Below are 13228 nucleotides of genomic sequence, written 5' to 3' on the forward strand. Positions count from 1 at the left end.
GTCAGAGCATCTGGCTGCCGCGCTGCTCGCGGACCGATCCCGAGGACACGTCGGAGGTGTCGACACCGACGTGCTTCGACTTCGCGACCTCGAACTCGCGGTCGGTCAGCTTGCCGCGGTCGTGCAGGTCGGCCAGCGCGCCGAGCTCGGCGGCGGTCGTCATGCTGGCCGCCTCGCCGTGCTCGACCCGGTGCTGGTCGGCGGTCGTGCCGGGCGGCCGGATGACCAGGTAGATCAGCGGACCGATGATCGGCAGCACGCAGAACGCGATCAGCCACAGCGCGCGGACGACCAGCTTGGCGTCGTGGCGACGGATGACGTCCCAGGCCGCGTAGCCGAACAGCACGATGAACGGGACGACGAAGATCGCCAGCAGCAGGCCCTGCCAGAACCACGACATGGAACGCCTCCTCGGACCCGTATCGGGCCTCACGCCCACCGTGGCCCTTTCGGCGAGCTCTTCCCTCACCCGGAGCGGGTGATCAGAGCAGGCCGCCCAGACCCTTGCCGAGCACCGACACCCCGAGGACGAGGAGCAGCACAGCCATGACCGTCGCGATGTTGGCCTGCAGCCAGCCCTGCTCGTCGAGCGGGTGCCGCAGCCGGGCGCCGGCCACGGCGTACGCGACGGCCGGCACCACGACCGTCGAGACCGCCACCGTGAAGACCGCCACCGAGGCGACCTGCTCCGCGGTGTCGAGTGACGCCGCGGCCACCGTCACCCCTGCCGAGACGCACAACAACAGGTTCTTGGGGTTGACGGCGGAGAGCAGCACGCCCATCCCCGCCGCCTTGACCGGCGTCATCTGGTCGATGGCGGTCATCCACGACGGCAGGGTGGCCGGCTCGTCGCCGGTGCAGGCGGGACCGCCACTGCCGGGCAGCCAGGAGCAGCAGCAGGAGGCCGAGCACCAGCTTGGTCACGGAGGGACCCGCCCGGGGCCAGCAGCATGAGGATGACCGCGATGACCGGCACCGGGGAGACGGCGACGCCCACGGCCCGGGGGAGGAGGTCGCCGGCCACGGGCCCATGGCTGGACGCTAGAAGGCCCGATCAGCCGGCGGCCTCCCCCTTCCGGGGTGACGACGTGCGCCCGGAACCACCCGTTCCGTCACTCTTTCGGGTAGCAGACGGGCAAAGAACCGTGGGACACCGCCTGCCAGCCCTTGCGCCGGACACTCACCCCGAGTGACGGTGGGTCGGGCGCCACGGGTGCCTCCAGGACGGGAGGGCACTGTGGGCAGGCGACTCGGGGTCGCGGCACCGCGCGGAGCCGCGGACGCGTTCGGCGTCCTGCCGGCGGAGCCGAGGGTCCACGTGCCCCGGCAGCGGCTCGAGGCCGAGCTGGACCGCGCGACGCGGCGCCCGCTCACGGTCGTGGTGGCACCGGCCGGTGCGGGCAAGACCTCCGGCCTTGCACGGTGGGCCGCGGCGACGCTCCCGACGGCCCGCTGGCTGGTCGCCCGCAAGGGTGACCGTCCCGAGGTCCTGGCCCGGGCGCTGCTGGCCGCCGCCGGCAGGCCCGACCCGGACGCCGACTGGGTCGTCGACGACGTGCCGAAGGCCGTGCTCGAGCTGCTGCGATCCGCCACCCCCGACCCGCGACCACTCGTGATCGACGACGCGCACCACCTGGCGCCGGAGAGCTGGGCCGTGCTGGACGAGGTCGTCACCGCCGCGCCCGGCCACCTGCGGGTGGTGCTCGCGACCCGGCGGGACACCCCGCTGCCGACGGTGGCGCTCGAGCTCGGGGACGCCCTGACCGTGCTGCGGTCCGAGGTCCTGAAGTTCGACGACGACGAGGCGGCTCAGCTCGTGATGGCTCACGCGCCGGACGCGTCCGACGAGGACGTCCACGCGATCCAGGCCCGGGCGGACGGCTGGGCGGCGGCGCTCGTCCTCGGCGCCCGCAGCCTGGCCGCGGCACCCGACCGGGCAGCCGCCCGGACCGCGCTGGCGCACACCGAGCAGCCGGTCCTCGACTACCTGCTCGGCGAGGTCTTCGCGACCATGCCCGCGGCCTGCCGGCACGTGCTCCAGTGCACCACCGACGAGCCGGTCGTGACCGCCGAGGCGGCCGTCCTCCTGTCCGGTGACCCCCAGGCGCCGGAGCACCTCGCCGCGCTCGCCGCCGAGGGGATGCTGGTCACCGCCTACGGCTCGGGTCCGATGGAGGCGTGGTCCTACCACCCGCTGCTGCGCGAGCTGCTGCGGCGACAGCTGGCCGGGCCGGACCGTGCCCTGGGTCTCGCGGCGCACGCGCGTGCCGCCCACCACCACGCTATGCACGGTCCGCTCGACGAGGCCGTCCGGCACGCGATGCTGGCCGGGGAGCACGACCTGCTCGCGACCCTGCTGGTCGAGCGCGGCCTCACCCTGACGACTACCGGCCACGAAGACCTGGTCGCCGAGGCGCTGCGCGCGCTGCCGGACGGCATGACGGAGGAGCTGCCGGCGCTGCTCGGTGTGACGGCTCTGCTGCTGCGCTGCACCGGCGACCGAGAGCAGGCGGTCCGGGTGGCCGCCCTGGCCGCACGCGCAGCACGCCGGACCCGGGACGGGCTGCTCAGCCGCGGGGGCCGACGGCGGCCGCCCACCGTGACGGAGGCTGCCCTGCTGGCCGACGTCGCCATCCTGAACGCCTGGCTGGCTCGGCTGGGCTGGCACGACCTAAACGATGCGGTGGTGGGTGCCCGCGAGGTCGCCGCCTACGCGTCCCCGGCCGGGGCCGGGTCCGGCGAGCTCGACCCGGCACGGCTCTCCTGGCTGCTGCACGAGCTGGCAGTCGTGGAGAGCTGGTCCGGGGAGCTCGAGCTCGCCACTCGGCACTCCGACGAGGCACTGGTGACCGCCCGTGCCGTGGACAACCACCGGCTGGCGGCCGCCGCGCTGGCCGACCGAGCCGTCCTCCAGCTCCTGGAGGGCCAGTTCCAGACCGCCGCGGCCACTGCACGTGAATGCCTCGGCGAGTCGAGGGCTGCCGGCCGGGCGGCCGACGGCTATCTCGGTTACCCGCACGTCGCCCTGGGCTGGGCGGCGTTCTACGACCTGCGGCTCGCGGACGCGGCCGCCGAGCTCGCCGAGGTCCGGCGGCTCGACGGTCAGGCGTTCGAGCCGCTGGTCGACGCCCTCTGCCACGTGCTCGAGGCCCGCCTGCTCGCGGAGACCGGTGACGTGGCTGGGGCCAGACGCCTGCTCAGCTCGGCGCCCGCCCGCCCGGAGCCGGCCCCGGCGTTCCTGGACGGCATCTACGCGGTGGTACGGGCCCACTGGGCCCTGGTCGACGGCGACGTCGGCGACACAGAGGCGCAGCTCCCGGTGATGCGGTGGCTCGGCTGGCAGGTCAGCACCTCGGCGTTCGAGGGCGTGCTCGCCGACCTCGACGGACGACCGGCGGAGGCGCTCGACCGGTTGGCGGAGGCGCTCGCGGTGCCCGCGTCGGGGGAGCAGCTGGTCTGCGCGGCGTTCGCCGCGGCCTACCGCGCCCGGCTGCAGCTCGCCGCCGGCCGGCTGGGTGCCGCCCGGGACTCGTTGCGCGACGCTCTCACCCGGGCCGCCCCGCAGAAGCTGCTGCACCCGCTCCTGGCCGGGGCGTCACCCGGCGGCGGGTACGACGACCTGCTGCGCCGGCTGTCCCGCGGGCGGGACGCGCACCCCTTCGCCGCCTACGTGGTCGCCGGCCTGGAGCGGTACCGGCGGCCGTACCCCGACCTCTCGAGCCGGGCCGCGACCATCGCGCCGTCGGCGGGGAAGATCCGCGCCGAGGCAGCGCCGCCGGAGAAAACCCTTGGCCCGCCCTCCGGAATCGCGATGCCGGCGCAGGCCCTGACCGGCCGCGAGGCGGAGGTGCTGCGGGAGCTCGCGCTCGGCGGCTCCTACCAGGACGTGGCGCGGGTGCTCTACGTCACCGAGAACACGGTCAAGACCCACGTGTCCGCCGTCTATCGCAAGCTCGGGGTCGAGCGTCGCGCGGACGCGTTGCGACGAGCCCGCGAGATCGGTCTCATCTAAGCCCCGCCGCCGTCCCTCGGGGGGACGTGTGACCCGGTCGTCGATACCCGCGGTGCGTGGTCACGGCCGCGCCGGTCGGGCAGCACCGCTGGGCTGCGCCGGCTGGGGCCGGGCCGGCAGCTTGGTGACCTCGAGGATCTCGACCCCGAGCTCGTCGAGCCGGTCTAGGACGCTGGTGAGGGCCACCTGATCCGGGAGCTCGCCCTGGAGGACGGTGGTGACGGGCTGCACGCTGGCCGCGAGGAGAGGGAAGGCCGTGAGGAGGTCGTCCGAGAGCGCCCCGCCGACCCGCACGACGTACTGCGCCATCACACCGCCCTTCGCCCCGCGCCACCTGCGACAACGGTGCGTCCTGTCCGGTCGCGTCGCCTCACCCGGCGTGGGGGAATGCGTGGGGTCCCGACCGCCCACTGCCCCGACTCACCCGGTGAGGGGGAGGCGGCGCAGCGGTCCGGCCTCCTACCGTCCGCCACAGGCCGCCGTCCCTCCGGACGGCGTGGCAGCACAGTGCAAGGAGGATCCGTGGCCACTCTGACCGTGTGGAAGTTCCCCGACGCCTATGGCGCAGAGCGCACCGAGTCCATCCTGGAGCGCCTGCAGAAGGAAGAGCTCATCGCCATCCACGACGCCGCGACGGTGTCCTGGCCCGAGGGCGAGAAGAAGCCCAAGACCAGGCAGCTCAACAACCTGGCCGGTGCCGGCGCTCTGGGCGGCAGCTTCTGGGGACTGCTGTTCGGGCTGATCTTCTTCGTGCCGCTGCTCGGCATGGCGATGGGCGCCGCCATGGGCGCGCTGGGCGGCGCGATGTCGGACGTCGGCATCGACGACGACTTCATCAAGTCGGTGCGCGACGAGGTGACCCCCGGCACGTCGGCGTTGTTCCTGATGACCTCCGACACCGTCACCGACAAGGTCAAGGGGGCGTTCGAGGGTTCGCACGCCGAGCTGGTGCGCACCAACCTGAGTACCGAGCAGGAGGCCAAGCTGCGCGAGGTCTTCACCGGCTAGGAGCCCCCGTGACCGTCGAACCAGTCGGGGCCGCGTGCACCGACCAGCATCATGACCTGGTCGACATGCTGCGCGACCTCGCATCGATGCGCGACACGGGGCTCCTCACCGAGGCCGAGTTCCAGCGGGCGCGCGCCATGGCGGTCGCCTGGCACGACGCCGCGGCGGCCTCACAGCCGGCGCGATGACGGCGGCGCCGACCGAGGCCGACGACACCAGTCATCGGCTTCTGCCCCGCGGCGTCATCGTGCTGCTCGGCGCGGCGGCGGCCGTGATCATCGCTGGCGGCATGCGGGCTGCCAGTGGCTTCGTCGCCCCGATCTTCTTCGCGCTGGTCCTCACGATCGCCTGCGCGCCGGTCCGTCAAGTGGCCCTCCGGCACCGGTGGCCTTCGTGGGCGGCCACGCTGGTGATGCTGGTGACCGCGTACGCCATCGTGCTGGTACTGACGCTCAGCCTGGCGGTCTCAGCTATCCAGCTGGCCGCCACCGTCCCGCAGTATGCGGATCAGGCCGACGCCCTCGTCGCGGACGCACAGAACTGGCTGAGCGCCCAGGGACTCAACGAGGCTTCGGTGCAGAAAGCCCTGAGCAACCTCGACCTCGGCAAGGTTGCCGACCTGCTGGCCGGCATCCTCGGCAGCCTGCTCGACGTGCTGGGCAGCTTCCTGTTCCTGGTGACCGTGCTGTTCTTCACCGTCGCTGACGTCTCGGGGGTTCCCCTCCGCGACGCGCTGCTGCGGGAGTCCAAGCCGGGCCTCGCGACCTCGATGCACGGGTTCGTCCACGCCACCCAGCACTACTTGATCATGTCGGCGATCTTCGGCGGCATCGTCGCCGTGCTCGACACCGGCGCGCTGTGGCTGCTCGGGGTGCCCCTGCCGGCGCTATGGGGACTCCTCGCGTTCGTCACGAACTTCATCCCCAACATCGGCTTCGTCATCGGGCTGGTGCCGCCTGCGATCCTCGCGCTCCTGGACGGCGGCTGGAGCTCGATGCTCGCGGTGGTCGCGGTCTACTGCGTCCTCAACGTGGTGATCCAGACCTTCATCCAGCCCCGCTACGTCGGCGACGCGGTCGGGCTCAGTCCCACCGTGACGTTCCTGTCGCTGACCCTGTGGACCTTCGTGCTCGGCTCGCTCGGCGCCCTGCTCGCGGTGCCGATGACGCTGCTCGCGAGGGCGGTCCTCGTCGACGCGGACCCGTCAGCAGGCTGGGCCCGGGCCTTCATCGGCTCGACGCCGTCGCCGAAGGACGACCCACCGGCTCCCGAGCCGGCCGAACCGGAGCCTGAACGCGGCACGGCAGACTGACCCGGTGGCCAGGTCGGTGCGTCGGTGGACGACCCGCGGTGTCGGGCTGCTCGTCACCGGCATCGGGCTGTACGTCGTCGCGCCCAGCGTGCTGAGCGTGCTGGACGCATGGCCCAGCCTCGGCGACGTCAAACCGTGGTGGTTCGCCGTCGTGGCGGTGCTGCAGCTCGCCAGCTTCGCCTGCCTCTGGCTGCTGCTGCGGATCGCCTTCGGTGGTGGCCACCTCTTCGACATCGCGGCCTCCCAGCTGGCCGGGGGTGCTGCGGGCAAGGTGGTGCCCGGCGGACCGGCCACCGGCGGAGTGGTGCAGGGCGGCATGCTGATCCGGTCCGGCTACCCGCCCCGGCAGGTGGGCGCCGTCCTGAGCGCCACCGGGCTGCTGAGCACCGGGGTGCTGCTCTCCCTGCCGTTGCTCGTCGTCCCGGCCGTCCTGTTCGGACCGCCGCCGGCCCGCCAGCTCCAGCTCGGGCTGGTCCTCTCGCTCGTGCTCTCCGTGGCGATCGTCGCCCTCGGCCTGGCCCTGCTGCACTGGGACGGCCTGGTGCGCGCCGTGGCCCGGGTGATCGGCCGCGCGGTGCACCTGGTCCGGCGGAAGAGCGACCCGGCGACCGTGGCGGCCGCGTTCGTGGGGGAGCGCGACAAGGTCGCCGCCGCCTTCGCCGGCCGGTGGCTGCGTTCGCTGGCCAGCGCCGCCGGCAACCGCATGATCGACTACGCCGCCCTCGTCGCGGCCCTGCACGCCGTGGGCGCGACCGCCCGGCCGTCGCTGGTGCTGCTGGCCTACGTCGTCTCCCTGGCCCTGGCGATGATCCCCATCACGCCCGGTGGCCTCGGCTTCGTCGAGGCGGGTCTCACCACCCTGCTCGTCCTGGCGGGCATCTCGACCGACCAGGCGGTGGTCGGCACGCTGCTCTACCGGCTCGCGTCGTTCTGGGTCCCGATCCCGCTCGGCGCCCTCGCCTGGGCCTGGTGGCGGGTGCGGCGCTTCGGGTTCCGTCGCGCGGTGGCCGCGTCCTGACGGAGGTCCCGCCTGATCAGGGCCCTCCGTCCCTGCCGGGGGGCGCGCCTCCGCGGGACCCTTGAGCCGGTCAGGAGCCGGCAGCCTGCGAGATCCGCGGCCCCGCCCCGGCCGCGAAGGAGCAAGCCATGCGTGCCGCCGTCGTCCCCACCCTCGGAGCGCCGATGGAGATCCAGGAGCGGGCGATTCCCGCCCCCGGTCCCGGACAGGTGCAGGTCAAGATCGAGGCTTCCGGGATCTGCCACACGGACATCCATGCCGCCAAGGGCGACTGGCCGGTCAAGCCGACCGCCCCCTTCGTGCCCGGGCACGAGGGTGTCGGCGTCGTCACGGCGATCGGTGACCAGGTCAAGGAGCACGCCGTCGGCGACCGGGTCGCGCTGCCCTGGCTGGGCACCGCCTGCGGCCGCTGCCGCTACTGCGTCTCCGGTTGGGAGACCCTCTGCCTCGAGCAGAAGAACACCGGCTACGGCATCGACGGCGGCTACGCCGAGTACGCGGTGGCCGACGCCCGCTTCGCCGTCTCGGTGCCCGACGCCGTGACGTCGTTCGACGCCGCGCCGCTCACCTGCGCCGGCGTGACGACGTACAAGGCGGTCAAGGTGTCCGGTGCGCGCAGCGGTGACCTGGTCAGCGTCGTCGGCATCGGCGGCCTCGGCCACCTCGCGGTGCAGTACGCCGCCATCTCCGGTGCGACGGTCGTCGCGGTCGACGTGAGCCAGGAGAAGCTCGATCTCGCGAAGCTGCTCGGGGCGACGTACACCGTTGACGCCAGCAAGGAGGACCCGGCGGAGGCCATCCAGGCCCTCGGCGGCGCCGACGTGGCGATCGCGCTGGCCGTGCAGCCGGACTCGATCGACAAGGCGTTCGCATCCCTGCGCCGCGGCGGTCGCCTCGTGCTGGTCTCCTTGCCGAAGGAGGGCGAGCTCAAGCTCCCCGTCTTCGACACTGTGCTCAAGGGCATCAGTGTCATCGGCTCGATCGTCGGCACCCGGCAGGACCTGGCCGAGGTCTTCGACCTCCACGCCCAGGGCCGGACCCGGGTCATCGCCGAGGAGCGCCGGCTCGAGGACGTCAACGAGTCCTTCGACGAGGTGCTGTCCGGCAGGACGCCGGCGCGGCTGGTGATCCGCATGTAGCTCCCGGCCGCCGCCGAGACGACCGCCCCGTGCCCCTCTGCGGGGCGGTCGTCTGGCGTAGCGTTGCCGGACGTCCGAAGCAGTCCGGGCCGCCACTCCCGACCGGAAGGACCTCACGGTGACCAGCACCATGCCCCGCACCGACGCGCCGACGAGCGAGCTGGTGGACCGGCTCGCACATCCCGGTGATGAGGAGGTCGCCGCGATGGACGCCTGGTGGCGCGCGAACAACTACCTGACGGTCGGGCAGATCTACCTGATGGCCAACCCGCTGCTGCGCGAGCCGCTGTCGGCCGACCACGTCAAGCCTCGCCTGCTCGGTCACTGGGGCACCAGCCCCGGGCTGTCCTTCGTCTACACCCACGCGTCCCGGCTGATCCAGCAGACCGGCCAGGAGATGATCTACCTGGCCGGGCCGGGCCACGGCGGGCCGGCCCTGGTGGCCGCCGGCTACCTCGAGGGCACCTACAGCGAGATCTACCCGGCCGTCAGCCAGGACGAGGACGGCATCCGCCGGCTGTTCCGGCAGTTCTCCGCCCCCGGCGGCATCCCGAGCCACGTCTCGGTCACCACGCCGGGGTCGATCCACGAGGGGGGCGAGCTCGGCTACGTGCTCGTGCACGCCTTCGGCGCGGTCATGGACAACCCCGACCTGGTCGCCCTGGCCGTCGTCGGCGACGGCGAGGCCGAGACCGGTCCGCTCGAGGGGTCGTGGAAGGGCGTGTCCTTCCTCAACCCGGAGCGCGACGGCGCCGTGCTGCCCGTGCTCCACCTCAACGGGGCCAAGATCGCCGGGCCGTCGGTCCTCGGCCGCAAGGACCCGGCCGAGGTCCGGTCCATCCTCGAGGGCCACGGCTACGACGTGATCGAGGTCGAGGGGGACGACCTGCCGGGCATGCACCACCGGTTCGCCGAGGCGCTCGCCGGCGCGTGGGGCACCATCAAGGCGATCCAAGCCAGCGCCCGGGGCGGCGACTGGGACGGGGCCCGGCCGCGGTGGCCGCTGATCGTGCTGCGCACCCCCAAGGGCTGGACCGGGCCGGACGTCGTCGACGGCGTGCAGGTGCAGGGCACCTGGCGGGCGCACCAGGTGCCGCTGGCCGGCGTGAAGGACGACGCCGACCACCTGCGGCTGCTGGAGGAGTGGCTGCGGTCGTACGGCCCCGAGGAGCTCTTCGACGCCGACGGGTCGCCGACCGAGCTGGTGCGCCGGGCCAACCCGGGCGGCGACCTGCGGATGAGTGCGACGCCGCACGCCAACGGCGGCCTGCTCACGCGGGACCTCGACCTGCCGGACTTCCGCGACTACGCGACCGACGTGCCGTCGCCGGCCTCGGTGCGGGCGGAGTCGACCCGCAAGCTCGGGGAGATGATGCGCGATGTCTACCGCGCCAACCCCACCCTCTTCCGGCTGTTCTGTCCCGACGAGACCAACAGCAACCGGCTCGGTGCGGTGTTCGAGGCGACCGACCGCGGGTTCGCCGAGCGGGTCACCGACGCGGACGTCTCGCTGTCGCGCGACGGCCGCGTCATGGAGGTGCTCTCGGAGCACAACTGCCACGGCTGGCTCGAGGGCTACACGCTGACCGGCCGGCACGGGTGGTTCGCCACCTACGAGGCCTTCGCGATGGTGAGCGCGTCGCAGACGATCCAGCACAGCAAGTGGCTGCAGGAGGCGGACAACCTGCCGTGGCGGGCCGACGTCCCGAGCCTCAACGTGCTGCTCACGTCGACCGCGTGGCGCAACGACCACAACGGGTTCAGCCACCAGGGGCCGGGCCTGATCCAGAACGTCATCACCACCCGGGGCAACATCGGCCGGGTCTACCTGCCGCCGGACGCGAACTGCCTGATGTCCGTGGCCGACCACTGCTTCCGCTCACGCAGCTATGTCAACCTGGTCGTCATCGACAAGCAGCCGCAGCTGCAGTGGCTGACCATGGACCAGGCGATCGAGCACTGCGCGCGCGGCGCGGGGGTGTGGTCGTGGGCCGGCACCGACGACGGGTCCGCGGACCCCGACATCGTGCTCGCCTGCGCCGGCGACGTCGTGACGATGGAGACGGTCGCGGCAGCGGCGATCCTGCGCGAGCGGCTGCCGCACTTCCGGACCCGCGTGGTCAACGTCGTCGACCTGATGGCGCTGCCGCGGCGCAAGGACCACCCGCACGGCATGGACGAGACCCTCTTCAACGAGCTCTTCACCGACCACGTCGACGTCGTCTTCGCGTTCCACGGCTACCCGGGCGCGATCCACCAGTTGGTGCACGGGCGGCCCGACGCCGACCGGTTCCGGGTCCGCGGCTTCATCGAGGAGGGCACGACCACCACGCCGTTCGACATGGTCGTCCGCAACCGGGCCTCGCGCTACCACCTGGTGATGGACGCGCTCAACAACGCCCGGCGCACTCCTCCCGGGGCGAGCGCGCTCAAGGAGTGGTGCGAGCAGCAGCTGGCCCGCCACGAGTCCTACGTGGTGGAGCACCTCGAGGACATGCCGGAGGTGCGGGACTGGGTGCTGGGGGACTGGGCGACGCCGGCCTGACCGGCGTTCCGTCAGTCCTCCGGGCCGCCGGCCCCACGCTGGAGCTCCAGCAGCTCCTCGTGGGCCTGACGGCCGGCGGCCTCGCCGATGTGCAGGCCGTTGGTCTGCTGCTGGCGGAACTCGAGCCCGGTGGCCAGGACCCCGAGCAGCGCCAGCTCGTCGTCGTCGCCGAGCTCGTGGTCGTCGCCGGAGGCGTCGCTCATCGGGCGGCCCTCGCGGAGGCCGTGGGGCGCGCCCGCCGGCGCTGCCAGGCCACCCACAGGCGGCGCCCGATGAAGAGCCCGATCGTCCGCCACAGCCACCGATAGATCATGGTGTCGCTGTGCCCGGCCTGGGCCGCCGCAAACGGCGAGGGTTGAGAGCCGGTCCTGCGGGCATGCGCCGGGCAGACGCGCTCGAGCAACTGGGCGGCCCGGTCGCGCTCACGCCGGCCGGGAGCGGAACGGGGCGGACGCCCCACCGGGTGAGCGGAGTGGCCTCGTGCAGACACCCGAACCGTGCGGCCCCCTGAGCCGGCTGGTGGTCAGCCACCTCCGCGCGGGTCACGGCGCGACCGTGACGAGCCGGGGGGTCGCCCAGCTGCGCCGGCTCGTCGACCAGGCGGGCGACCCGTTGCACGACCGCGACCTCCAGCTCGCGCTGGCCTGCTGCTACGAGCTGCACTACGGCGGCTTCGACGACGTGGCCGACGACCTCGAGTGGGACCCGACGACGCTGGCGCTGGCCGGACTGCTCGAGCGGGCCCTGGAGGCGGGCCTGCGCGCAGCGGTCGGCCACGAAGGGATCGCAGGGGTCGAGCCGGCCGAGGTGCCGGCCCGGCTGCGCAGCCTGGTCGACCAGGACGCCGAAGCCGATGCAGGACCCTCCCTGTCGGCGTTCCTGCTCCGCGACGCCGAGGACCGGCACTTCCGGGAGTTCCTGGCGCAGCGCTCCGTCTACCACCTCAAGGAGGCCGATCCGCACACCTGGGTGATCCCCCGCCTGCGAGGCCGGGCCAAGGCGGCCCTCGTCGAGATCCAGGCGGACGAGTACGGCGGGGGCCGGCCGGCCGCAATGCATGCGAGCCTCTTCGCCGCCACGATGCGAGCACTGGGTCTCGACGACAGCTACGGCGCCTACTGGGCCGACGCGACCGCCGAGACGTTCGCCTCGGTCAACGTGATGACGCTCTTCGGGCTGCACCGCCGGCTGCGCGGTGCAGCCCTCGGGCACCTGGCCGCGCTCGAGATGACGTCGACGCTGCCGAACCGGCGCTACGGCAACGGCTTGCGCCGCCTGGGGCACGACGTCACCGCGACGGCGTACTTCGACGAGCACGTCGAGGCGGACGCCGTGCACGAGCAGGTGGCATCGGTCGACCTGTGCGGCTCCTTCGCGCGGGCTGAGCCGGCGCTCGCCGGGGACGTGCTGTGGGGCGCCGACTGCTGCCTGATGGTCGATCGCCTCGCCGGGGCCGCCCTCCTCTCGGCCTGGAGCCGCGGGACGACCGCCGACCCGGTCGGGGAGGTGGCGTGACCGCCCTGCCGGCCGACGTGGACTACGTGCTGCCGCTGAGGTGGCTGACGGCGCGTCCCGACGACGAGACCGAGCTCGCGGCCTACCTGGGGTGGCTGTCGCACCACGCCCGGGTCGTGGTCGTCGACGGCTCCCCGCGCGAGGTCTTCGAGCGGCACCACAGGCGGTTGAGCTCGGTCGTCACCCATGTCCGGCCCGACCCGTGGCCGGCCCGCAACGGCAAGGTCGCGGGCGTCCACACCGGGCTGCGCCTGGCACGATCGGAGCGCGTGGTGCTCGCCGACGACGACGTCCGCTACGACAAGGACTCCTTGCGCCAGGTGGTCTCCCTGCTGGACGAGGCGGACCTGGTCGGGCCGCAGAACGTCTTCCGGCCCCTTCCGTGGCACGCGGCCTGGGACTCCGCCCGCTCGCTGCTCAACCGGGCCGTCGTCGCCGACTACCCGGGGACGTTCGGGATCCGGCGCTCGACCTTCCGGGAGATGGGAGGCTACGACGGGGACGTGCTGTTCGAGAACCTCGAGCTGATGCGCACCGTCCGCGCCCACGGTGGCCGCGTCGTCCGTCCGCTCGGCGTCTACGTCGTACGTCGTCCGCCGACGGCCGACCACTTCTGGGGCCAGCGGGTCCGCCAGGCCTATGACGACATCGCGCAGCCCTGGCGGCTGGCCATGTTCCT

At 73.1% G+C, this 13228-nt stretch carries 11 protein-coding genes and 2 pseudogenes; 9 read left to right on the forward strand and 4 right to left on the reverse strand.

Annotation, left to right across the window (positions count from 1 at the left end; all coding sequences use genetic code 11):
* Nucleotide 1: 1 nt before the first annotated feature.
* Both VK640_11020 and VK640_11025 read right to left on the reverse strand, forming a co-directional pair.
* Nucleotides 2–400 carry an SHOCT domain-containing protein gene (locus VK640_11020; GenBank protein HTE73716.1) on the reverse strand — a complete coding sequence of 133 codons (399 nt, stop codon included), beginning with the start codon at nt 398–400 and terminating at the stop codon, nt 2–4.
* An 82-nt stretch (nt 401–482) separates the two neighbouring features.
* Nucleotides 483–1024 (reverse strand): annotated as a pseudogene (locus VK640_11025) (GAP family protein).
* A gap of 294 nt (nt 1025–1318) precedes the next feature.
* Between VK640_11025 and VK640_11030 the strand changes: the two are divergent.
* Entirely contained in the window at nt 1319–4012 is a 2694-nt protein-coding gene (locus VK640_11030; protein ID HTE73717.1) for a LuxR C-terminal-related transcriptional regulator, read from the forward strand.
* Nucleotides 4013–4072: 60 nt separating this feature from the next.
* On the opposite strand, the gene VK640_11035 is transcribed toward VK640_11030, so the two are convergent.
* On the reverse strand, nt 4073–4321 hold the full coding sequence (locus VK640_11035; protein HTE73718.1) for a hypothetical protein: 249 nt from the start codon (nt 4319–4321) through the stop codon (nt 4073–4075).
* Between the two features lie 213 nt (nt 4322–4534).
* On the opposite strand from VK640_11035, the gene VK640_11040 reads away from it, so the two are divergent.
* The 6 genes from VK640_11040 to VK640_11065 all read left to right on the forward strand — a co-directional run bounded on the left by VK640_11040 (nt 4535) and on the right by VK640_11065 (nt 11034).
* Nucleotides 4535–5020: a DUF1269 domain-containing protein gene (locus tag VK640_11040; protein ID HTE73719.1), complete on the forward strand. Its 486-nt coding sequence runs from the start codon at nt 4535–4537 to the stop codon at nt 5018–5020.
* An 8-nt stretch (nt 5021–5028) separates the two neighbouring features.
* Nucleotides 5029–5208 (forward strand): SHOCT domain-containing protein, encoded by a 180-nt coding sequence (locus VK640_11045; protein HTE73720.1) that lies wholly within the window; start codon nt 5029–5031, stop codon nt 5206–5208.
* Complete coding sequence (locus VK640_11050) at nt 5205–6332, forward strand: AI-2E family transporter (GenBank protein HTE73721.1); 1128 nt, start codon at nt 5205–5207, stop codon at nt 6330–6332. The genes VK640_11045 and VK640_11050 overlap by 4 nt, the downstream gene beginning before the upstream one ends.
* Before the next feature lie 4 nt (nt 6333–6336).
* A complete protein-coding gene (locus tag VK640_11055) occupies nt 6337–7350 on the forward strand; it encodes a lysylphosphatidylglycerol synthase transmembrane domain-containing protein (protein ID HTE73722.1) in 1014 nt (337 codons plus the stop codon).
* Between the two features lie 128 nt (nt 7351–7478).
* Nucleotides 7479–8489 carry a zinc-dependent alcohol dehydrogenase gene (locus tag VK640_11060; GenBank protein ID HTE73723.1) on the forward strand — a complete coding sequence of 337 codons (1011 nt, stop codon included), beginning with the start codon at nt 7479–7481 and terminating at the stop codon, nt 8487–8489.
* Between the two features lie 130 nt (nt 8490–8619).
* Nucleotides 8620–11034, forward strand: coding sequence for a phosphoketolase family protein (locus VK640_11065; protein ID HTE73724.1), 2415 nt, complete (start codon nt 8620–8622; stop codon nt 11032–11034).
* A gap of 11 nt (nt 11035–11045) precedes the next feature.
* Here VK640_11065 and VK640_11070 read toward each other — a convergent pair whose 3' ends face one another.
* Nucleotides 11046–11237 (reverse strand): hypothetical protein, encoded by a 192-nt coding sequence (locus tag VK640_11070; GenBank protein HTE73725.1) that lies wholly within the window; start codon nt 11235–11237, stop codon nt 11046–11048.
* Nucleotides 11238–11589: 352 nt separating this feature from the next.
* On the opposite strand from VK640_11070, the gene VK640_11075 reads away from it, so the two are divergent.
* Nucleotides 11590–12549 (forward strand): iron-containing redox enzyme family protein, encoded by a 960-nt coding sequence (locus VK640_11075; protein ID HTE73726.1) that lies wholly within the window; start codon nt 11590–11592, stop codon nt 12547–12549.
* Nucleotides 12550–12665: 116 nt separating this feature from the next.
* Nucleotides 12666–13127: pseudogene (locus VK640_11080) on the forward strand (glycosyltransferase family 2 protein).
* The last annotated feature ends 101 nt before the right edge of the window (nt 13128–13228 follow it).

It is taken from the genome of Actinomycetes bacterium (assembly GCA_035489715.1).
In the GTDB taxonomy this organism is placed as follows: domain Bacteria; phylum Actinomycetota; class Actinomycetes; order JACCUZ01; family JACCUZ01; genus DATHAP01.